Annotated in this window: 18 protein-coding genes and 1 pseudogene; 9 read left to right on the forward strand and 10 right to left on the reverse strand. The window is 70.1% G+C overall.

Annotation, left to right across the window (positions count from 1 at the left end; all coding sequences use genetic code 11):
* Positions 1–24: 24 nt before the first annotated feature.
* The 4 genes from alaS to EGT67_RS23300 all read right to left on the reverse strand — a co-directional run bounded on the left by alaS (position 25) and on the right by EGT67_RS23300 (position 5,258).
* A complete protein-coding gene (gene alaS / locus EGT67_RS23290; RefSeq protein WP_127918477.1) occupies positions 25–2,697 on the reverse strand; it encodes an alanine--tRNA ligase in 2,673 nt (890 codons plus the stop codon).
* Between the two features lie 186 nt (positions 2,698–2,883).
* Complete coding sequence (locus tag EGT67_RS23295; RefSeq protein ID WP_127918478.1) at positions 2,884–4,293, reverse strand: replication-associated recombination protein A; 1,410 nt, start codon at positions 4,291–4,293, stop codon at positions 2,884–2,886.
* Positions 4,294–4,346: 53 nt separating this feature from the next.
* Positions 4,347–4,505 carry a hypothetical protein gene (locus EGT67_RS25180; protein WP_164877645.1) on the reverse strand — a complete coding sequence of 53 codons (159 nt, stop codon included), beginning with the start codon at positions 4,503–4,505 and terminating at the stop codon, positions 4,347–4,349.
* Between the two features lie 96 nt (positions 4,506–4,601).
* Complete coding sequence (locus tag EGT67_RS23300) at positions 4,602–5,258, reverse strand: PIG-L family deacetylase (RefSeq protein WP_127918536.1); 657 nt, start codon at positions 5,256–5,258, stop codon at positions 4,602–4,604.
* Positions 5,259–5,426: 168 nt separating this feature from the next.
* On the opposite strand from EGT67_RS23300, the gene EGT67_RS23305 reads away from it, so the two are divergent.
* On the forward strand, positions 5,427–6,200 hold the full coding sequence (locus EGT67_RS23305) for a TetR/AcrR family transcriptional regulator (protein ID WP_127918479.1): 774 nt from the start codon (positions 5,427–5,429) through the stop codon (positions 6,198–6,200).
* A gap of 7 nt (positions 6,201–6,207) precedes the next feature.
* On the opposite strand, the gene EGT67_RS23310 is transcribed toward EGT67_RS23305, so the two are convergent.
* From EGT67_RS23310 to aspS, 3 genes are read right to left on the reverse strand one after another with little or no spacing between them, the layout of a single operon-like run.
* Positions 6,208–7,380 carry a phosphotransferase family protein gene (locus tag EGT67_RS23310; protein WP_127918480.1) on the reverse strand — a complete coding sequence of 391 codons (1,173 nt, stop codon included), beginning with the start codon at positions 7,378–7,380 and terminating at the stop codon, positions 6,208–6,210.
* A gap of 48 nt (positions 7,381–7,428) precedes the next feature.
* Entirely contained in the window at positions 7,429–8,394 is a 966-nt protein-coding gene (locus EGT67_RS23315; protein ID WP_127918481.1) for a DUF389 domain-containing protein, read from the reverse strand.
* A 50-nt stretch (positions 8,395–8,444) separates the two neighbouring features.
* Entirely contained in the window at positions 8,445–10,223 is a 1,779-nt protein-coding gene (gene aspS / locus EGT67_RS23320) for an aspartate--tRNA ligase (RefSeq protein ID WP_127918482.1), read from the reverse strand.
* Between the two features lie 168 nt (positions 10,224–10,391).
* Here aspS and ypfJ point away from each other — a divergent pair, with 168 nt between their 5' ends.
* Both ypfJ and EGT67_RS23330 read left to right on the forward strand, forming a co-directional pair.
* A complete protein-coding gene (gene ypfJ / locus EGT67_RS23325; RefSeq protein ID WP_127918483.1) occupies positions 10,392–11,333 on the forward strand; it encodes a KPN_02809 family neutral zinc metallopeptidase in 942 nt (313 codons plus the stop codon).
* A gap of 68 nt (positions 11,334–11,401) precedes the next feature.
* A complete protein-coding gene (locus tag EGT67_RS23330) occupies positions 11,402–13,015 on the forward strand; it encodes an AMP-binding protein (RefSeq protein WP_127918484.1) in 1,614 nt (537 codons plus the stop codon).
* On the opposite strand, the gene EGT67_RS23335 is transcribed toward EGT67_RS23330, so the two are convergent.
* Positions 12,949–14,091, reverse strand: a complete 1,143-nt coding sequence (locus tag EGT67_RS23335; protein ID WP_127918485.1) for an AI-2E family transporter — start codon at positions 14,089–14,091, stop codon at positions 12,949–12,951. The two genes, EGT67_RS23330 and EGT67_RS23335, sit on opposite strands and share 67 nt — an antisense overlap.
* 175 nt (positions 14,092–14,266) lie before the next feature.
* On the opposite strand from EGT67_RS23335, the gene EGT67_RS23340 reads away from it, so the two are divergent.
* Positions 14,267–15,418: an acetyl-CoA C-acetyltransferase gene (locus tag EGT67_RS23340; protein ID WP_127918486.1), complete on the forward strand. Its 1,152-nt coding sequence runs from the start codon at positions 14,267–14,269 to the stop codon at positions 15,416–15,418.
* Positions 15,419–15,424: 6 nt separating this feature from the next.
* On the opposite strand, the gene EGT67_RS23345 is transcribed toward EGT67_RS23340, so the two are convergent.
* Positions 15,425–16,450, reverse strand: coding sequence for an Rv2578c family radical SAM protein (locus EGT67_RS23345; protein ID WP_127918487.1), 1,026 nt, complete (start codon positions 16,448–16,450; stop codon positions 15,425–15,427).
* Between the two features lie 106 nt (positions 16,451–16,556).
* Here EGT67_RS23345 and EGT67_RS23350 point away from each other — a divergent pair, with 106 nt between their 5' ends.
* A complete protein-coding gene (locus EGT67_RS23350) occupies positions 16,557–16,922 on the forward strand; it encodes a RidA family protein (RefSeq protein WP_127918488.1) in 366 nt (121 codons plus the stop codon).
* Positions 16,923–16,995: 73 nt separating this feature from the next.
* Here the strand turns inward: EGT67_RS23350 and EGT67_RS25410 are convergent.
* Positions 16,996–17,364 (reverse strand): annotated as a pseudogene (locus EGT67_RS25410) (M23 family metallopeptidase); the annotation flags it as partial.
* Positions 17,365–18,139: 775 nt separating this feature from the next.
* Here EGT67_RS25410 and EGT67_RS23360 point away from each other — a divergent pair.
* The 4 genes from EGT67_RS23360 to EGT67_RS23375 all read left to right on the forward strand — a co-directional run bounded on the left by EGT67_RS23360 (position 18,140) and on the right by EGT67_RS23375 (position 21,997).
* The gene (locus EGT67_RS23360) at positions 18,140–18,517 is read left to right on the forward strand and encodes a BlaI/MecI/CopY family transcriptional regulator (protein ID WP_127918490.1); all 378 of its coding nucleotides are present in this window, start codon (positions 18,140–18,142) and stop codon (positions 18,515–18,517) included.
* Positions 18,514–19,470: a M56 family metallopeptidase gene (locus EGT67_RS23365; RefSeq protein ID WP_127918491.1), complete on the forward strand. Its 957-nt coding sequence runs from the start codon at positions 18,514–18,516 to the stop codon at positions 19,468–19,470. The genes EGT67_RS23360 and EGT67_RS23365 overlap by 4 nt, the downstream gene beginning before the upstream one ends.
* 154 nt (positions 19,471–19,624) lie before the next feature.
* Positions 19,625–21,136: a multicopper oxidase family protein gene (locus EGT67_RS23370; RefSeq protein ID WP_421958163.1), complete on the forward strand. Its 1,512-nt coding sequence runs from the start codon at positions 19,625–19,627 to the stop codon at positions 21,134–21,136.
* A gap of 27 nt (positions 21,137–21,163) precedes the next feature.
* A complete protein-coding gene (locus EGT67_RS23375; RefSeq protein WP_127918493.1) occupies positions 21,164–21,997 on the forward strand; it encodes a F510_1955 family glycosylhydrolase in 834 nt (277 codons plus the stop codon).
* Positions 21,998–22,022: the final 25 nt, after the last annotated feature.

Raw genomic sequence — 22,022 nt, forward strand, 5'->3', positions numbered from 1 at the left:
GCCCCGACGGTGCCGACGGCACCGCTAGGAGTTCCCTGCCAACTCGGCGACCCGGCCCCGCACGCCCTCGAGCGCCGCGGGGATACCGGACACATCGGAGCCCGAGCCCTGCGCCATGTCGGCCTTGCCGCCGCCGCGGCCGCCGATCTGCGGGCCGAAGCTCGACACCAGTTCCCCGGCCTTGATGCCGAGGTCCTGGGCGGCCTTGGTGGCGGCGACAACGAACGGCACCTTGCCGTCGGCGCTGCCGAGCAGCACCACGACGGCGGGCTGCGTGCCGAAACGGCCACGGATGTCGGTGACGAGGCCGCGCAGGTCGTTGCCGGCGACACCGTCGGGTGCCTGCTCGGCGACGAGCAGCACCTCACCGATGCGGTGGGCCTTGTCGACGAACGTGCCCGCGGACGCGAGCACCGCGGCCGCCTTGGTGGCCTCGAGTTCCTTCTCGGCCGCCTTCAGGCGCTCGACCAGCGCCTCGACACGGGCCGGGACCTCCTCCGACGGCACCTTGAGCGACGACGCGACACCGGCGAGCAGGGCCCGCTCCTTCGCGAGGTAGCGGTACGAGTCGAGGCCGACGAAGGCCTCGACGCGACGCACGCCGGAGCCGACGGACGACTCACCGAGCAGCGTGACCGGGCCGATCTGCGCCGACGTCTGCACGTGGGTGCCGCCGCACAGCTCCATCGAGAACGGTCCACCGATCTCGACGACCCGGACCTCGTCGCCGTAGTTCTCACCGAAGAGCGCCATCGCGCCCATCTGCTTCGCCTTGTCCAGATCGGTGACGAAGGTGTTCACCGTGTGGTTGGCGGCCACGGCCTCGTTGGTGACGACCTCGATCTCCTGCTTCTGCGATTCCGACAGCTGGCCCTGCCAGTTGAAGTCGAAGCGCAGGTAGCCCGGCTTGTTGAGCGAGCCGGCCTGAACGGCATTGGGCCCCAGCACCTGTCGCAGCGCGGCGTGCACCATGTGGGTGCCCGAGTGGCCCTGCGTCGCGCCCTTGCGCCATTCGGCGTCGACCTGCGCGAGGACGACGTCGCCCTCGGTGATCTGGCCCTCCTTGACGGTGACCTTGTGGACCCACACCTTCTTGGCGATCTTCTGCACGTCGTTGACCTGCACGCGCAGGCCCGCGGCGGTGATCGTGCCGAGGTCGGCGATCTGGCCGCCGGCCTCCGCGTACAGCGGGCTGCGGTCGAGGATGACCTCGACGTCCTCGCCCGCCTTCGCGGTGGGCACGCGGACACCGTTCGAGATGAGCGCCAGCACGTGCGCCTCGGACACCAACTCGTTGAAGCCGGTGAACTCGGTGGGGCCGCGGTCGACGAACTCCTTGTAGACCGTCAGGTCGGCGTGGGCGTGCTTGCGTGCCTGCGCGTCGTCCTTGGCGCGCTTGCGCTGCTCGGCCATGAGCGAGCGGAAGCCGTCCTCGTCGACGCTCAGGCCGGCCTCGGCCGCCATCTCCAGGGTCAGGTCGATGGGGAAGCCGTAGGTGTCGTGCAGCACGAACGCCTCGTTGCCGCCGAAGACCTTCTTGCCGGCCGACTTCACCTGGTCGGCCTCCGCCTCGAACATCTTCGAGCCGGCCGCGATGGTGCGCAGGAACGCGGTCTCCTCGCCGACCGCGACGCCGACGATGCGGTCGAAGTCGGTGGCGAGCTCCGGGTACGACGGCGACATCGTGTCGCGCACGACGGTCACGAACTCGCGCATGCTGGGCTTCTCGGCGCCGAGCAGCTTCGCCGAGCGGATGATGCGGCGCAGCAGACGGCGCAGCACGTAGCCTCGGCCCTCGTTGCCCGGGTTGACGCCGTCGGCGATCAGCATGACCGCGGTGCGGGCGTGGTCGGCGATGACGCGGAACCGGACGTCGGCCTCCGGGTCGGTGCCGTAGGTGCGGCCGGAGAGCTCCTCGGCCTTGGTGATCACCGGGCGGACCAGGTCGGTCTCGTACACGTTGTCGACGCCCTGCAGCAGGAACGCGACACGCTCGACGCCCATGCCGGTGTCGATGTTCTGCTTCGGCAGCGGGCCGAGGATCTCGAAGCTGTCCTTGCCGGTGCCCTCGCCGCGCTCGTTCTGCATGAACACGAGGTTCCAGATCTCGAGGTAGCGGTCCTCGTCAGCCTCGGGGCCGCCCTCGGCGCCGTACTCGGGGCCGCGGTCGTAGTAGATCTCCGAGCAGGGCCCGCACGGGCCGGGAACGCCCATCGACCAGTAGTTGTCGGCCATGCCGCGGCGCTGGATGCGCTCGTCCGGGATGCCGGCCTCTTCCTTCCAGATGTCGCGGGCCGCGTCGTCGTCGAGGTAGACGGTGACCCACAGGCGCTCGGGATCGAAGCCGTAGCCGCCGTCCTCGACGCTGTTCGTCAGCAGCGCCCACGCGTGCTTGATCGCGCCGCGCTTGAAGTAGTCGCCGAAGCTGAAGTTGCCGGCCATCTGGAAGAACGTGTTGTGGCGGGTGGTCACGCCGACGTTCTCGATGTCACCGGTGCGCACGCACTTCTGCACGCTGGTCGCGGTGTCGTACGACGGGGTCTGCTGGCCGAGGAAGAACGGCTTGAACTGCACCATGCCCGCGTTGACGAACAGCAGGTTCGGATCGTCGAAGATCAGCGAGGCGCTGGGCACCTCGGTGTGGCCCGCCTTGACGAAATGGTCGAGGAAGCGCCTACGGATCTCGTGGGTCTGCACCTGTGTTCGTCCTTCGCATGTCGCAGTGTTCAGCCGCCGATATCGCCTCCGAGGTGCGAATCAGCCATTGGCAAGCTTAACGCGCTCGCGCGAACCGATTATTCGGCGCATGTGACGCCTCGTCGCGGGCCTCGACGCTCGTGATCCGAATCACCGGGCGCGTTGTGACACGGATCTCAGAGCGGCTCAGCGTCCCCGCACGATCCTCCGCAGCTTCCCGACCCGCCCCGCGATCTCCCGTTCGGCCCCGTGCGTGGTCGGCTCGTAGTAGTCGACGCCGACGAGCTCGTCCGGTGGATACTGCTGCGGCAGGACGCCGTCCGGATGGTCGTGCGGGTACTTGTAGCCGACGGCGTTGCCCAGTTGCGCGGCGCCGGCGTAGTGGCCGTCACGAAGGTGCGGTGGCACGAGGCCCGACTTGCCGGCGGCGACGTCGGCCATCGCGGCACCGAGTGCGGCGATGACGGCCCCCGATTTGGGTGCGGTCGCGAGGTGGATCGTGGCCTGCGCCAGCGCGAGCCGCGCCTCCGGCATGCCGATGAGCTGCACGGCCTGCGCGGCGGCGGTTGCGGTCTGCAGCGCCGTCGGGTCGGCCATGCCGATGTCCTCGCTGGCATGCACGACGAGACGACGGGCGATGAACCGGGGGTCCTCCCCCGCGGTGAGCATCCGCGCCAGGTAGTGCAGCGCGGCGTCGACGTCGGAGCCGCGGATGGATTTGATGAACGCGCTGATGACGTCGTAGTGCTGGTCGCCGTCGCGGTCGTACCGGACGGCGGCCTTGTCGACGCTGGACTCGACGGTCTCGAGATCGAGCAGCGCGGGACGCTCGTCGGTCCGGTCGAGGGCCGTCCCGGCGGCGGCCTCCAGCGCGGTGAGCGCGCGCCGGGCGTCACCCGCGGCGAGACGGACCAGGTGCTCGAGCGCGTCGTCGGCGATCTCGACGGACCCGCCCAGACCGCGCTCGTCGGCGCGTGCCCGCTCGATGACGAGGCGGATGTCGTCCGATGTGAGGGACTGCAGTTGCAGCACCAGCGACCGCGACAGCAACGGCGAGACCACCGAGAACGACGGGTTCTCGGTGGTGGCCGCGACGAGCAGCACGATCCGGTTCTCGACCGCGGCGAGCAGCGCGTCCTGCTGGGTCTTGGAGAAGCGGTGCACCTCGTCGATGAACAGCACCGTCTGCTCGCCTTGGAGCAGCCGTCGCCGGGCCAGTTCGATGACGCCCCGCACCTCCTTGACGCCCGCCGAGAGCGCCGACAGCGCCTCGAACTTGCGCCCGGTGGCGCCGGAGATCAGGGAGGCGAGCGTCGTCTTGCCGGTCCCGGGCGGCCCGTAGAGCAGCACCGACGACGCGCCCGAGCCCTCGACGAGGCGTCGCAGCGGCGCGCCGGGCGCCAGCAGGTGCTGCTGGCCGACGACCTCGGACAGGGTCGCGGGCCGCATCCGGACGGCGAGCGGGGCACCGGGGTTCGGTCGCGAAACCCGCGGCGGAACCGACGTGAGCGGTTCCGGCTCCGACTCGGTGGCCGGAGCCTCGAACAGCCCCGCCGCGTCGCCGGCCGCGTCCGTCTCGCCGAAGAAATCAGTCACACCCCGACGCTACTAGCCGTCCCCGACGCGAACCCGGGCCGCTCGCGACCGGGTCAGCGGCCGAACAGCGACGCGAAGAAGCCCGGCTTGGCCGGCTGCTCGCACTTGCAGCGCTGGGTGGCGGGGACCGAGCGCATCACGTTGTCGACGTGCTGGCCACACCCTCCCCAGGTGGTCTTGGAACAGGTCTTGCAGGTGACGGGGTAGCACACGACGACTCTCCTCGGGAGCGGCTTACGGTTTCCCCAACCATACCCCCTGGGGTATATGAGGCAATGTGCTCGTCCCCACAGCGCGGAGCGTGCGGATCAGCCGTTCGGCGCGTGGACCCGGATGCGGTCGACCGGGCCGGACAACCCGAGGCGCCGGACCAGGACCGGGTTGTCCGTCGCCTGGCTCTCGTGACACGCGATCGCCGCCAGTTGCACGCCTCGATCGACCTCGACGTCGACCACGCCGTCGCCGGCCAGGGCGCCGAAGCCCGCGTCGAACTCGGCGTTCAACGTGTCCACCACGTCCGGCGCGACACCCCACTCGAGCACATGCAGGCCCTCGGCGGCCGCGACCCGGAACGCGGCCGCCGTCGCCGCCCGGTGATCCGGATGACCGGTGACGCCGCCCGACTCGAACACCACGAGCGTCGACGCCGCACCCAACGTGTCGAGCACCACCGCGTCCAGCACCGCCGGATCCACCTCGTGCAGTCCCCCGTCGGGGAAATCGCGCAGTTCAACGCCGCCGACACCCAGGCGCCGCGCCGCCGCGGCCAGTTCGGCGCGGCGCACCTCAGCGAGGTCGACGCCCGCGCCGAGAGTGCTGGCCTCGCCGCGCGTCAGGCACAGCACCCGGACATCGGCACCGGATGCGGCGAGCGCTGCGAGCACCGCCCCGAGACCGAAACTCTCGTCGTCGGGATGTGCCACCACCGCGAGCGCCGGGCCCCGCGATGCCACGTCCCGCAGCACGGACCCTTCGGAGTTTCCGCCCACACCGACCACCCCTTCTCTGCGTTCCCTCCAGTTTCCCGGACCCGCGAGGCCACCGGCGATGATCTCCCGAAAACCGCTGGCCACCAGCAGGCCTTACACCGTATAGTGAGTGTGGGCCGAGGACCTTACGGCGTAAGGAGCAGGATGGGATCCACCTCTGGACTCGACGACGCCGCCCGCACCATGGCGCGACTGTGGGCGTCGCCGCCGCTGCGCGACGACCCCGACGACGGGGCGAGCTTGACACTCGAGGCGATCGTGGATGCCGCCACCGCCCTGGCGGACGAGACCGGCACCGCGGCCGTTCCGCTGCGCGCCGTCGGTGAACGCCTCGGTTGCACGGCCATGGCGCTCTACACGTACGTCGACGGCAAGGATGAACTGCTCGACGTCATGTACGACCGCGCACACGCGGGCTTCACCGCGGCGGCGCCGACGACGGTGACCGCGTGGACGGAACGGTTACTCGACCTCTACGTCGCGCATCCGTGGATGCTGGACCTCACGCACACGCGCCCGGCGCTGGGACCGCACCAGCAGGAGGTCTTCGAATCACTGCTGGCCACGCTGCTGCCCACCGGGATCGCCCACCGCGAGGTGGCGGCGATCGCATCGTCCGCGTTCTCGCTCACGGCCGCAGCGGCCCGGACCATCGTCGACGCCCGCCGGATCCTCGACGAGACGAACGACGACGCCGGGCAGCGATGGGCCGAACGCATGGACGCCCTGGCCGCCGCGGCACCGGACTTCGCCGTCCGCTTCCCGCTCTCCACAGCGCTGATGGATTCCGGCGACCGCCGGGACCCGGACGTGGCGGGTCCCGACGACCTTCCGATCATGGAGCACGCCGCGCGGCAGAACCTGCGGACCTCCGTCGAACTGCTGCTCGCCGGCGCCGAACGGCGGCGGCGCGACTGAGTACTCGCTACTGGATGCGTTCGCGCAGGCGAGCGACCACGAGCGAGGCGTGCCCGGCGATGACGTCGTGCCCGGACTGCTCGGCGAACGTCGCCAGGCTCTCCCAGCGTGCGATCAGGGCGTCGGCGCGCGGCGCCGACAACTGGTGCCCGCGGACCGCCGCGATCCGGGTGTAGTCCTCCGGCAGGAACAGGAACGTGCTGAGCCAGACCCACGCGAGCTGGGCGTCGAGGACGCGCTCGGTGAGAAGGTCGTCGTCGGCGAGGGCCGGCCACATCCCGACGACCTCGGCGCGCCACGCCTCGGTCATGGCGCGGGCGCGCTCGTACGACAGGTCGATGCTGCACAGGCACGCCGGGAACGACACCAGCGCGTAGGCGAGGTCCAGGGTGGCGTCGCGGAAACCGCCCCACTCGTAGTCGAGGAACCGGACGCCCTCGTCGTTGACGATGATGTTGTCCGGGCACAGATCCGACGGGCTGAACGCCCGGAACCGGCCACCGCCGAACAGCTTTCCGGCCCGTGCCGCGATGTCGAGGACGTCCGGGGAGACGTCGATGCCGAGATGCTCGGCGAGCAGGCCCGGAACGGTCTCGAGCGATGCTGTCGCCTGCTCGGCGACCACGTCGCCGCAGTGTGCGACCTCGGCCCGGCGCAGCAGGGCGGTGAAGTCCTCCTCGCGGCCGACGGTCGCGGCGTGCATGCGACCGAGCGCCTGCGCCATCGCCATCAACGAGTTGGTGACGGTGTCGGGATCCGCGTTCTTGAGCAGCGACGCGAACGGGGTCGAATCGCCGAGGTCTCCGAGCACGAGCAGGCGCGCCTCGAAGTCGTACGCCAGCAACTCCGCCCCGGGACGGCTCTCGGTGGCCAGCGCGGTGGCGAACTGGTACGAGACCGCTTCGCGGAGGAAGGCGACGTCGACCGTCGCGTGGTCCGGAACGTCGAAGTCGATTCGGGTGCCGGCCTTCGGCGATGTGTCGCGGACCTGCTTGACCACCAGGGTCCGGGGCAGTGAGAACGGGTTCTCCGCGACGCGAACGCGGAGCACGATGGTACGGCCGCTTCCCCCGAGGTCGACTGGGTCGACAAGTCGGACCGGCGCGCCGGCCCGACGGGTGAGCAACTTCTCTGCTGCGGCAACGACCTCTGAGAGGGGTTCCGCCAATATTGCGGTCATCGGTCACCAACCTACCTGTACAAGACCGTCCGGACCGGGCAATCGGGATCAGCGGCGCGGGAGGAAGCCCGCTGACCTCGGCAAACCCTGTGTTGCAGCTCGGTCACGGACCTTGTCCTTGCGCTGCAGCATCAGGACCACCACCGCGGCGATCACGATGCCGGTGAGATTGACGCCGAGTTGTCCCGCGGACATGAGCGCCACCCGCCACTCCCCGACGGTCGCGGCCACCGCCACGAATCCCGCCGCCGGCACGGTCGTGACCGAGATGAACACGCCCACGAGGGCCGCCGACTTCGCGGACACGAGCGCGAGCATGCCGGCCGCGCCCGCCAGCAGCGCGACGACGAACGAGGACGGGCCGACCTGATAGATGAAGTCGACCTGATGGAGGTCCTCGATCCGCTCCAGGTTCACCCATCCGACCAGTTCGGCGAACAGCGTCGCGAGCACCGTGACGACGATCGCGAAGGGGAACCCGACCACCAGCGCGACCAGGGAACGCCGGGCGAGACCGAACTTCCGACGGGTCAGGGCGACGGCGAGCGCGGCCAGCGGGCCGAACTCGGGTCCGACGACCATCGCCCCCACGACCGTGACGGGTGAATCGGTGACGATGCCGACCGCCGCCAGCAGGCATGCGATCGTCAGGAACGCCAGGAACGTGACGTTCAGCGTGGATTCCTCCCGCGTGCGGGAGATCAGTTCCTCCCACACGACGGCGTCGCTCGGATCGCCGGGGGCCGCCCGCTCGGCCGCCCGGGCCGACTCCGACAGCACCGTCTCGATCGGCACGAGCGTGATCGCGCCCGTCCGTTCGATACCGAGGTCGTGCAACTGGGCCAGGACCTCGTTGGCGGACTCCCGGGCGACGTCGGCCTGGACGACGTCGCCGTCGGGCTCGACGGCGGAGCCCCGCGCCACGGTGATGTGCGTGGCGCCGGGCTCCTCCTCGAGCAGTGCGAGCACCTCGTCGGTGCAGTCCGCCGGACAGATCACGCGCAGATGCAGCACGTGCGCTCCCCCCGTTCTGTGCGGTCTCCCCGGCCGCGTCCGACCCGGTCCTACTCGGACAGGGCGGCCGGCTCCGGCTTGACGTCGATGCCCGACTCCTTGCGCTGCAGCTCCGTGATCGGCGCGGGAGCGTCGGTGAGCGGATCGACGCCACCACCGGACTTCGGGAACGCGATGACCTCGCGGATCGAGTCGAGACCCGCGAGCAGCGCGGTGATGCGGTCCCAGCCGAACGCGATGCCGCCGTGCGGCGGTGCGCCGAACGCGAAGGCGTCGAGCAGGAAGCCGAACTTCTCCTCGGCCTCCTCGTGGGAGATGCCCATCACCTTGAAGACGCGTTCCTGGATGTCCTTGCGGTGGATACGGATGCTGCCGCCGCCGATCTCGTTGCCGTTGCAGACGATGTCGTAGGCGTAGGCGAGCGCCGCACCCGGATCGGTGTCGAACGTGTCGATCGACTCCGGCTTGGGCGAGGTGAACGCGTGGTGCACCGCGGTCCACGCGCTGTACCCGAGGGCGACGTCACCGCTCGCGGTGGCATCGGCGGTGGGCTCGAACAGCGGCGCGTCGACGATCCAGACGAACTCCCACGCGTCGGGGTCGATGAGGTTCTGCTTGCGGGCGATCTCGCCGCGCGCGGCACCGAGCAGGGCACGCATCGGCTTGGTGGCGCCGGCGGCGAAGAAGATGCAGTCGCCGGGCTTCGCGCCGACGTGCGCGGCCAGGCCGTCACGCTCGGCGTCGGTGAGGTTCTTCGCGACGGGGCCGCCGAGGGTGCCGTCCTCGCCCACGAGGACGTAGGCGAGGCCCTTCGCGCCGCGCTGCTTGGCCCATTCCTGCCACGCGTCGAGCTGCTTACGGGGCTGGCTTGCGCCGCCCGGCATCACGACGGCGCCGACGTACTCGGCCTGGAACACGCGGAACGTGGTGTCCTTGAAGAAGTCCATGCACTCGACGAGCTCGATGCCGAAGCGCAGGTCGGGCTTGTCGGAGCCGTACCGGCGCATCGCCTCGGCATACGTCATGCGCGGGATCGGGGTAGTGATCTCGTGACCGATGAGCTTCCACACCGCGTGCAGGATCTCCTCGGCCAGCAGGATCACGTCCTCCTGGTTCACGAAGCTCATCTCGATGTCGAGCTGGGTGAACTCGGGCTGGCGGTCGGCGCGGAAGTCCTCGTCGCGGTAGCAGCGGGCGATCTGGTAGTACCGCTCGATGCCGCCGACCATGAGGAGCTGCTTGAACAGCTGCGGGCTCTGCGGCAGCGCGTAGAAGCTGCCCGGCTGCAGACGCGCGGGAACCAGGAAGTCGCGGGCGCCCTCGGGGGTGGACCGGGTGAGGGTCGGGGTCTCGACCTCGACGAACTCGTGGTGCGCGAGCACGGAGCGGGCCGCGGCGTTGACCTTGGACCGCAGCCGGATCGCGTGACCGGGAACCTCGCGACGCAGGTCCAGGTAGCGGTACTTGAGGCGGGCCTCCTCACCGACCTGGTCGTCGAGCTGGAACGGCAACGGGGCGCTCTCGTTGAGCACCTCGAGTTCCACGGCGTTGACCTCGATGGCGCCGGTCGGGATCTCGAAGTTCTGGTTGCCCTCCGGGCGAACCTCGACCACACCGGTGACCTTGACGCAGTACTCGGCGCGCAGTCGGTGCGCCTGCTCGAGCACGTCGCCTGCGCGGAACACGACCTGGGAGACGCCGGACGCATCGCGGAGGTCGATGAAGATCACCCCGCCGTGATCGCGCCGCCGAGCCACCCAACCGGTGAGGGTGACGGTCTGCTCAGCGTGCTCGGGTCGTAGCGAGCCGGCCAGGTGGGTGCGCAGCACGGGATTCCTTTCACAAACTTCCAGCACGGATGTCGATGCGTGCTTCCAGCACGGTGTTCTGTCTGGTGCGATCCTACGGACGCACCGCGTGTTATCGGAAACGCATCCCGGATTGCTGGAAGGGTGTAACGACCAGCACACGCAGTTTCGGGCAAGGGAGCGATCGCGATGACGTTCAACGACAGCGCACACGTCGATGCGGGGCGAGTCTCCGTCGGTGGCGGCGGTGGTGGTGGACGCGGCGGGAAGTTCGTGCTCGGCGGCGGTGCTGGCGGCCTGGTCGTGCTGATCCTCGCGCTGCTTCTCGGCGGCGATCCCGGCTCGATTCTCGGTGGGCTGTCCGGGGCCACGGGGGCGCCGTTCGAGTCCGGGACGAGCGCGGTGAGCGGCAGCCTCGCCGAGAAGTGTAAGAGCGGCGCGGACGCCAACCGGGACGTCGACTGCCGCGTCCTCTACACCGTCGGCAGCCTCGACGACGTGTGGGGTGCGCAGCTGCCCGCCCAGACGGGTGTCGACTACGTCGCGCCGCGGGTGCGCCTGTTCTCCGGCGCGATCAACACCGGGTGCGGCAACGCGACCAGCGACGTCGGACCGTTCTACTGCCCGGCCGACTCGACGGCGTACTTCGACACCAGCTTCTTCCAACTGCTCACCGACCGGTTCGGCGCCAACGACGGCGCGCTTGCCCAGGAGTACGTGGTGGCCCACGAGTTCGGTCACCACATCCAGAACCAACTCGGCGACATCGGTCGCGCGCAGCAGGATCCGCGGGGTGCCACGTCTCAGGCGGTGCGCACCGAGTTGCAGGCGGACTGCTACGCCGGGATCTGGGCCCACTACGCAGCCTCCCAGCCCCGCCCGGACACCGGCGAGCCGCTGTTGGATCCGCTCACCGAGGCCGACGTCCGCGACGCGCTCTCGGCGGCATCCGCCGTCGGCGACGACCGGATCCAGCGATCCGCCGGCGCGCGCGTCAATCCGGAGGGGTGGACGCACGGCTCGTCGGACCAGCGGCAGAAGTGGTTCCTCACCGGCTACAACACCGGACGGGTCGACGCGTGCGACACCTACTCCGCCCGCAATCTGGACAGTCCCGCCGGACTGCGCTGAAAGCTCCCGCATAGCCTGTCCTGGCGGTCGGACCACGGCCGCCGACGACACTTCCGGGGAGGCCGACTGTGGCGACCGTGCACCGCGAGCGCGCCCTCGAGGCGCCCGACGAGATCGCCCTGCGCGACGGCCGCGTCGAGATGACGTGGCCGGACGTCGACACGGCGGTCAACCGGATCGCGAACGCGCTCCGGGCGATCGCGCTCGGCCCCGAACGTCGGGTCGCGGTGTTCGCCCGCAACAGCGCGGAGACGATCCTGGCGCACGTCGGGATCATCCACGCGGGGTGCTCCCCCGTTCCGGCCAGCTACCACCTGACCGCCCCGGAACTCGCCTACATCCTCGAGGATTCGCGGGCCGCAGCGGTGTTCGTCGGCCCGGAGAACGCGGCCGTCGGCACCGAAGCCGCTCGCCTCGCTGGGGTTCCGCTCGTGGTGGGCTGGCGCGGCGCGGACGACGCCACCGCGGGCGGTATCACGCCGTGGGACGGGTGGCTCGCGCAGGCCTCGGCCGACGACCCGCCGTCCGACGTGCCCGCACAGCCGTTCCTGTCGTACACGTCCGGCACCACGGGCACCCCCAAGGGTGTCAATGCCCTTGCGGGAAGCCCCGATCCGGGTGCGACGGTCGACGACTACGTGCGGTCGATGCGGACACTGCCGCTCGCGCAGTGGCCCGGCCATCTGGTCGTCGGCCCGCTCCACCACACCGGTCCGCTCGCGGGCGTGCGCCTCGTCGCGTGCGGACGGCCGGTGACGGTGCTCGAGAGATTCGACGCCGAGGCCGTGCTCGCCGCGATCGACCGGCACCGGGTCGCGACCTCGCTCATGGTGCCGACACACTTCCACCGCCTGCTGTCCCTGCCCGCCGACGTCCGCGCCCACTACGACGTGGGTTCGTTGAGACTGGTGACCCACACCGGCGCGGCGTGCCCGCACGACGTGAAGCGCGCGATGATCGACTGGTTCGGCCCGGTGCTGTTCGATTCGTACGGCGGCAGCGAATCCGGTCCGCTGTGCGGGATCTCCTCGGCCGAGTGGCTGAGGCGGCCGGGCAGCGTCGGGCGGGTGCGACCGCCGTTCGTCCGTGCCGTCGCGGTGGACGCAGGCGGAAACGAACTACCGTCCGGTGCGGAGGGCAGGCTCGCGTTCGAGGAACGCGACGGCCGGTCGGTCGCCTACCTCGGTGCCGCCCGGAAGACGTCGGAGTCGCTGATCCGGCCCGGCCTGTTCACGCTCGGCGATGTCGGCTACGTCGACGACGACGGTTTCGTGTTCATCACCGACCGGGAGACCGACATGATCATCTCGGGCGGCGTGAACATCTATCCGGCGGAGATCGAGCACGTCCTCGCGTCCCATCCGGACGTCGGGGATGTCGCGGTCATCGGCGTGCCGGACGAGGACATGGGCGAATCCGTCCTGGCACTGGTGGTCCCCCGCTGCGCCGACCGCGTGCCCGCCGCCGCCGACCTGGTCGAGCACTGCCGCCGCACGCTCGCCGGCTACAAGGTGCCGCGCGCGATCGAGTTCCGCGACGACCTCGGCCGCAGCACGATGGGCAAGATCAGCAAGCGGGTGCTGCGGGCCCCGTACCGGGCGACCGACCGACACGATCAGTCGGGTTCGTCGTCCTCGCCGGGCGCGGACTCCGCTTCCTCCTCCTCGTGGACCAGTTCGTAGCGGTGTCCGTAGGTTTCGACGATCGCCTGGATCACCGCCACCACCGGGACCGAGACCAGCGCGCCGATCGCCCCGAACAGCGAGGCACCGACGATCACCGACCCGAACGCGACCGCGGGATGGATCGACACCGTGCGGGACGTGATCCGTGGATGGAGGATGTAGTTCTCGATCTGTTGGTACGCGGTCCCGAACAGCACCACCCACACGCCGTCGAAGGGTTGCGCCGCCGCCGCGATGATCGCGGGCAGCGCGATCGCGAGGTAGGTGCCGAGGGTCGGGATGAACTGGGAGACGACGCCGGTCCAGATCGCGAGCGGTAGCCAGTACGGGACCCCGATCGCCAGGAAGAAGATCCCCGTGACGACCGCACTGATCGCGGCGAGGATCACCCGGGACACCACGTAGCCGCCGGCCTTGTCGACCGAGATCTCCCACACCGTCGCGATGACCTTCTGCTGCCTCGCCGGGAACCAACTCGAGATGGTGCGCCGCAGTTGTGGCCCCTGCGCCGACATGTAGAAGACGAACAGCAGGACGGTCGCCGCCTGGAACACCACCCCGACCAGGGTGGACACGACACCGAGAACCCCGGGCGTGTACCTCTCGGCGAGGTCCCGGATGTTCTCGGGCGTGATCTTGATCAGGTCCTTGCCGGTGGCGAAGTCGGTGCCGAACGTGCGATTGGCCCATTCGGTGACGCGAGTGAGCGCGTCCGGCAAGGCACCCAGCAGCTGCGCCAACTGCTCGGCGAGCAACGCGCCGAAGACCGCGATGAACCCGATCGCGAAGACGATCGTCCCGACCAGCACCAATCCGGTTCCCGCGCCGCGCCGCAGCCCGGCCCGTTCGAGGCGGTCGACGACCGGTTCGATGGTGACGCTGGCCAGCCACGCGAGGAACAACACGCCGAGGAATCCGCGGATGTTGTGGAACAGCCAGCCCGCGATCTGGTAGGCCGCGATCGCGAGCAGGACGTAGACGATCACGACCCGCAGCGAGCGCAGGTTCGAGTTCCGGCCGTCGTCGGTCGACGCCGGTCTGCCCGAGCCGGTGTCCGAGTCGTCGCCGGCCATCGCACCCTCCGCCCCGTGACGATTGCTGCCCTCCTGCGGGAACCTACCCGCCGCAGCGGGATTCGGCGGCGCTTCCCGAGGCCGGAGCGTCCCCTCGTGTCCGGCGCTGGACGTACACCAACGGGTACGGTATAGATAAATTATCTACCTGATTAGACCTAGTGAGGAGGGTCCCATGTCCGAGGCGTACATCGTCGACGCAGTCCGCACACCCGTCGGGAAGAAGAACGGCGCGCTGTCGTCCGTCCACCCGATCGACCTGGGCGCGAGCATCATCCGGTCGGCCATGAGCCGCACGGACGTCGATCCCGCGGCCGTCGACGACGTCGTCTTCGGCTGCGTCGACGCGATCGGCGCGCAGGCCGGCAACATCGCGCGGACGTCGTGGCTCGCGACCGGGCTGCCCGAGGAGGTTCCGGGCACCACCGTCGACCGGCAGTGCGGGTCGAGCCAGCAGGCACTGCACTTCGCGGCGCAGGCGGTGATGAGCGGAACCGCCGACCTGATCCTGGCCGGCGGCGTGCAGAACATGAGTCGGATCCCGATCTCCGCGGCGATGACCGTCGGCCGCGACTTCGGGTTCGACGACCCGTTCTCAGGATCGACCGAGTGGGCGCGCCGCTACGGCGACCAGGAGGTGTCCCAGTTCCACGGTGCCGAGCTGATCGCCGAGAAGTGGGGCATCGACCGGGAGGACATGGAACGCTGGGCGCTGCGCAGCCACGACCGGGCGCACGCGGCGATCGCGCAGGGACGGTTCGCGCGCGAGATCGTCCCCGTCGGCGACTTCGCGGTGGACGAGGGTCCGCGCGACACCAGCCTCGAGGCGATGGCCCGACTGCAGCCGCTGCGGCCCGGCGGCCGTCTCACCGCCGCGCTGGCGAGCCAGATCGCCGACGGCGCGAGCGCCGTCCTCGTCGCGTCCGAGTCGGCCGTCAAGGCGCACAACCTGGTTCCGCGGGCCCGGATCCACCACATGAGCGTCCGCGGCGCCGATCCCATCTTCATGCTGAGCGCGCCCATCCCTGCGACCGAGTACGCCCTGCGGAAGACCGGCCTGCGGATCGACGACTTCGACGCGATCGAGATCAACGAGGCGTTCGCGTCGGTGGTGCTGTCCTGGCTGGCCGAGACCGGCGCCGACCCCGCCAAGGTCAACGCGAACGGCGGTGGCATTGCCCTCGGACATCCGCTGGGCGCCACCGGAACCAAGCTGTTCGCAACCCTGTTGAACGAGCTCGAGCGGACCGGCGGCCGCTACGGGCTGCAGACGATGTGCGAGGGCGGTGGCACGGCGAACGTGCTCATCGTCGAACGCCTGGGCTGACCCGGCTCAGAACAGCGTCGGGTCCGGCGCGGCGCCGGCCCCGACGAGTTCGCGCCGCTCGGGGGCGGGCGCGTCGCGATGCTCGGAACGTCCTCCGAGCCCGTACTTCTCGACCATCGGCTCGACCCGCGCCTTGAGCCACGTCTTGTACTCCGGGGTGACGTAGGCGCCCCGCCCGTAGAGCTGGCGGTACCGCCGCACCAGCGCCGGATGCTCCGACGCGAGCCAGTTCAGGAACCACCCGCGCGTGCTCCCCCGCAGGTGCATCGGGAAGATCGTCACGCCGGTGGCCCCGGCGTCGGCGATCGAGGACAGCAGCCCGTCGAGGTGCGCTGTCGAGTCGGTGAGATACGGAATGACCGGCGCGACCATGACATTGCACGGCAGACCCGCATCGGTGACGGCCCGGATCAGGTCGAGGCGAGCCCGCGGGGACGGGGTACCGGGCTCGACCGCCTTCTGCAGTTCGGGATCGTGGATCGCGAGTGAGACCCCGATCCCGACGGGCACCTGCTCGGCGGCCTGCCGCAACAGCGGCAGATCCCGTTGCAGCAGTGTGCCCTTGGTCAGGATCGAGAACGGGGTGCGCGATTCCGCGAGCGCACCGATGATCGCCGGCATGAGCCGGTAGCGGCCTTCGGCGCGCTGGTACGGATCGGTGTTGGTGCCGAGCGCGACGTGCTCGCGCTTCCACGATCGACGCGCCAACTCCTTGCGCAGCACGGCGGCGATGTTCATCTTGACCACGACCTGGGTGTCGAAATCGCGCCCGGAATCGAGGTCCAGGTACTCGTGCGTGGGCCGTGCGAAGCAGTACCGACACGCGTGCGTGCAGCCGCGAAAGGTGTTGACCGTGTAGCGGAACGGCAGCGCCGACTCCTCCGGCACCTTGTTCAGCGCACTCTTGCACAGCACCTCGTGGAACGTGATCCCGTCGAACTCCGGCGTCCGGACGCTGCGCATGAGCCCGGCCCGTTCCAGCCCCGGGAGCGCGTCGTCGTTCGCGTCGAGCGTCTGCCCCTGCCACCTCATGACGACAGTCGAACACGCGTGCGAACCAGTGTCAACAGAAGTGTCGAATTCGTGTTCGAACGGTGCGCGCGCGGCGCCGGCCCGTCGGCCTGACAGAATCTGGCCCATGACCAGAAAGAACATCTCGTCCGGTTCCGAGTGGGAGCCGAAGATCGGCTACTCGCGCGCGGTGCGCATCGGCAACCAGATCGCCGTGTCCGGCACGACGTCGCCCGGCGCCACGCTCGAGGAGCAGACCCGCGGCGCCCTGGCGACCATCGCGGCCTCCCTGACCGAGGCGGGCGCGTCGCTGACCGACGTCATTCGCACCCGGATGTACCTGCGGGACATGTCGAAGTGGGAGGAGGCCGCCCTCGCGCACGGTGAGGTGTTCGGCGACATCCGCCCGGCCACCACCATTCTCGAGGTGAGCGCTCTCATCGACTCCGACCTGCTGATCGAGATCGAGGCCGACGCCGTCGTCACCGACTGACGCCCCCGACTCGGACCGTCCGACGAGCAGTGTCGGACGGTCCGAGTCGTTCGACGACCCGACCGCGGCAGGGTCAGAAGATGAACACGCCGCGCGCCGCGAGCCACGGCACGGGGTCGACCTTGATCCAGCCCGGCAGGTCGACCTCGAAGTGCAGGTGCGGGCCGGTGGAGTTGCCGCGGCTGCCGACGTTCGCGATTCGCTGGCCCGCGACCACCCGCTGCCCCTTGGAGACGAGGTTGACGTCGTTGTGGCCGTAGGTGGTGACGGTGCCGTCGTTGTGACGGATCCGGATCCACAGCCCGAATCCCGAGGCCGGGCCGGCGTCGATGACGGTGCCGTCCGCGGCGGCGAGGATCGGCGCCCCCATCGGCGCGGCGATGTCGATACCCATGTGCCCGCCACCGAATCGCGTCGTGATGGGTCCGGACGCGGGCCTGACCACCCCACCCAGCCCCAGGCTGCCGAACGGCAGCCCCGAACTCGAACCGAAGTCGAGACTCTGCAGGCTCCGGACCGCACCGGTCACGTTCTCCACCATCGACGCCGCGTCGTTGAGGAACTGCGCGACGTCCGAGGAACCGATCGGGGGGAGCGCGGGCTGCGCCGACGCGGTCGATCCGGATCCGATCACGAGTGCACCCGTCAGCCCCGCCGCGGACACGACACCGGCGACGACGCGCCGGACTCCCAACTGCCACTTCGAACGTCCCATTCCCACACCCTTTCGTCGAGCGTTTGATCGGTTCCAGGGAACCGACTTGGACAAAACTCGCTACGAATCCTCGAGACGAAGAACTCCCACACCCCGGCGGAGCTCGCAACTCGAACGGCGCGACGAACGACACCGCACACGAGCGGAATCGACCGCGATCGACGCCCCGACCTGCATCTTTGCCGCAGCCTGGACAGTCGCTCGCAAACCGGAACGAAAATCGGCGGACCACTCGCCGCCGACGGACGGAAGACCCACACCCGGCACCGGATTCGCCACCACCCCACACGACCGAAACGCAGATGATGGGAACGGCATATGCGCGGATCCGCCTTTCGAAGTGGACGGTGGCGAACTGGCACACCACCCCATCTACGGTCTACGTACGTAGAACGTAACAAAGCGTCGGTATTCCGTGGCCGGATTTCGATCCCCGCTTCGTGCGGGGGCCGGGGCAAAACCGGCGTCGTATCCTGAGGAGCGACGATAACGGGAGGCAAGCGTGCGCGTTCGCGGATTCGGCGAGCTCGAAGCCGTCGTGATGGACCGACTCTGGGCCCGGGACGGCGCCGCGACGGTCCGGCAGGTGTTTGACGAGCTCGCCCGGGAACGCGACATCGCCTACACCACCGTGATGTCGACGATGGACAACCTGCACCGCAAGGGCTGGCTCGAGCGCGAACGCGTGGGCAAGGCGTTCAGCTACTGGCCCACGCTCACCCGGGAGCAGCACACCGCCCGCCTGATGCGGGACGCCTTCGACGACGGCGGCCGATCCGACCTGGTACTCACGCATTTCATCGAGCAGATGAGCGAGGAGGAGTCCGCGAGCCTGCGGATCGCCCTCGAGCGGTTGACGCCGCCCGGGGACCGTCGATGAGTGCGGCGCTCTGCCTGCTGTCGTACGCGGCGATCGTCGCCGTCGCGGCGCCGCGTGTCCTGACCCGCCTGACCCGCCGGGGCATCGCCCCGCGACTGGGCGTCGTCGCGTGGATCGCCGCGATCGGTTCGGTCGTGGCATCCTCCGTCGCCGCGACGACGGTCGCCGTCGCCGACCTCGCCCACTCCCCCTCCGCGTCGGGCACCTCGTTCATGGCTGCGTGCGAGCACCTCGCCCGCCTCCTCGCCGGGGAACACGCCACCCCCGCCGCCCGATACGGAGCGGCGGCGCTCACGGCGACGGTCGTCGTCGCCGTCGCGTTCACCGGAGTCCGCCTCGCCCACAACCTGTCCGCGAGCCGCCGCAGCACCCACGGGCACGCCCGCACCGCCCGTCTCGTGGGCCGGCCGATCGACGGGCACGACGCCGTCGTGCTGGACGCACCGCACCGCGCGGCCTACTGCGTCGCCGGCCGCCCGCACGCGATCGTCGTGACCAGCGCGGCTCTCGACGCCCTCGACGCCGGACAACTCGATGCGGTGCTCGCGCACGAACGCGCCCATCTCACGGGTCGGCACCCGCAGGTGCTCGCGGTCGTCCGCGCGCTCGCCAGGAGCGCGCCCCGATTGACGCTGTTCACCACCGGCGCAGCGGAAGTCGCCCGCCTGCTCGAGATGTGCGCCGACGATCGCGCGATGCGCACCCACAGCCCGCACACCCTCCTGCGGGGTCTGATCGCGCTCACCGGCCCCACCCCGTCCGGCGCACTCAGCGCCGGCAACGTCGCGGTCCTCGACCGCGCCGACCGACTCGCGTCGCCGCCTCGGGCACTCGACCGCGCGCGCATCCGCGCCCTCCTCACCACCGCGATTGCGGCACTGACCGCCGTTCCGCTCGCGGCCTCGGCACTCGTGCTCACCGGCCGGATGCTGTGCCTCACCGTGCTCGTGTGAACCTCCCGTGACCAGGCCCACCGGGTCGTCGCGGGCATCGACTCCCAACATCTACTAACCTACTACGTAGATACGTAGTTTCTCGGCACTCGGACGAGTCGTCGAGCGAGGAGTCCCGATGCCCCAGCGCCGTCACACAGCCGATCACAGCCGAATGTCCCGCCGAAGGTTCATGCTGCTCACCGGCGGGCTCGGCGCCGCCGCCCTCGCCGGGGCCTGCAGCAACACCGCCGGCTCCCCCACCCCGATCGCCCCGTCCGCCGCCGCCGTCGGATCCGTCGAGCAGTCACGCCGAACCGCGAACGCGAGGACCGTCACCGCCGCACTGCGCGCACGGACCACCACCGTCGATCTCGGCGGCGTCGCCGTCGACACGTGGGCGTACGACGGCCGCGTTCCCGGCCCCGAACTGCGTGTCACCGCGGGCGACGTCCTGCGCGTGGACTTCACCAACGAGCTCCCGCAGGAGTCGACCGTGCACTGGCACGGCCTCGCCCTGCGAAACGACATGGACGGTGTCCCCGAACTGACGCAGCCACCGGTCGCGCCGGGATCGACCTTCACGTACGAGTTCACCGTCCCCGACGCCGGCACCCACTGGTTCCACCCGCACGTCGGCGTCCAACTCGACCGCGGCCTGTATGCGCCACTGATCGTCGAGAACCCCTCGGACGGCGACGACTACGACCTCGAAGCCGTCCTCGTCCTGGACGACTGGCTCGACGGCGTCGCCGGAACACCCGACGAGCAACTCGAGACGCTTCGCCGCGACGGAATGCCTGGCATGGGCGGGATGGACCACGGTTCGATGCCCGGGATGGGCGGCATGTCCGGCATGGCGATGACCGTCGACCCCGCGAACCCGCTGGGCTCGGACACCGGCGATGTCGCGTACCCGTACTACCTCGTCAACGGCCGGACCGCCCGCGACCCGGTCACCGTCACGGGCCGCCCGGGGCAGCGCATCCGCCTCCGCATCGTGAACGCGGCCGCCGACACCGCGTTCCGCTTCGCGGTGGGCGGGCACCGGATGACCGTCACCCACAGCGACGGCTACGTCGTAGAACCCCTCGACACGCAGTCGCTGCTGATCGGGATGGGCGAGCGCTTCGACGTCGTGGTGACGCTGGGCGACGGCGTGTTTCCCGTCGTCGCGGCCGCCGAGGGCAAGGACGGTCAGGGCCTCGCGATCCTGCGGACGAGCGGCGGCCCCGCCCCGTCTCCGGACGCGCGGCCCGCGGAACTGGCCGCACACCCCACCACCGGGGCACAGCTCCGCGCTCCCCGCGACGTCCGGCTGGCAGGCCGTGAGCCCGACCGCGTGCACGACGTCGTCCTCGGGATGGGCATGTCGGGCTACCGCTGGACGATCAACGGCGACACATACGGCGAGCACACTCCGCTCGAAATCTCCGAGGGAGAGCGGGTGCGCCTGCGATTCGTGAACCGCACCATGATGTTCCACCCGATGCACGTGCACGGCCACACCTTCCAGGTGGTCGACCGGAGCGGCGCCGGCGCCCGCAAGGACACCTCGCTCGTCCTGCCCGGCAACACCGTCGAGGTCGATCTCGACGCGAACAACCCCGGCCAGTGGATGGTGCACTGCCACAACCTCTATCACGGCGAGGGCGGGATGATGACCGTCCTCTCCTACGTCGACTGACGCACGCCCTCGAGGACGAGAGAACCGATGACCCGATTCCGAAGTGTCGCACTGCCCCTCATCGCCGCCGCCGCACTGGTGACCGGCGGATGCACCACCGCCGCCGAGACGGACGCCGACGCCCCGACGCCGGTGATCGACCCGCGCCGCGCGACGATTCCGCTCAGCCCCGAACTGGACCATCTGCACGGGTTGCACGTCGATACCGACGGAACGGTCCTCGCCGGCACTCATTCCGGCCTCCTCGCCCTCGCACCGTCCGGGAACACGACGCGCATCGGCACCTCCGACGATGACCTCATGGGGCTCACCGGCGTCCCGGGCACCGACACGTTGTTCTCCTCCGGTCATCCCGGGCCGTCGAGCGGCGCACCCGACCCGCTGGGACTCGCGCGCAGTTCCGACGGCGGCGTGACGTGGGAGTCGCGCTCACTCGTCGGTGAGGTCGACTTCCACGCCCTCGCGACCGACGGCGCGATCCTGGTCGGATTCGACACGTCGTCGGGCCTACTGGTGTCCGCGGACGACGGCGCCACCTGGGCCCCTGGGGCGGCCATCGACGCATCGGCACTGGCCGTCAACGACTCCGGGGTGTGGGCGGCCACTCCGGACGGTCTACTGCTCAGCACCGACGGGGCCCGGACGTTCACGCCGGTTCCGGGCGCCCCGCCGGTCGGACTGATCGCCGCCGGCCGCGACGGGGCGCTGTGGAGCATCGACGACGACGGCAATGCGTGGCGCAGCCGGGACGGCCGGGCGTGGGAGGAGTTCACCCGCGTCGGCGACGTCGAGGCCCTGACCGCGCTCGACTACGACACCGCGTACGCGGCGACCGCGCAGGAACTGCACACCCTGCGCTGACCGATGGCCGCCTGCACGCTTCTCC

This window comes from Prescottella agglutinans (assembly GCF_004011865.1).
Classification (GTDB): Bacteria; Actinomycetota; Actinomycetes; order Mycobacteriales; family Mycobacteriaceae; genus Prescottella; species Prescottella agglutinans.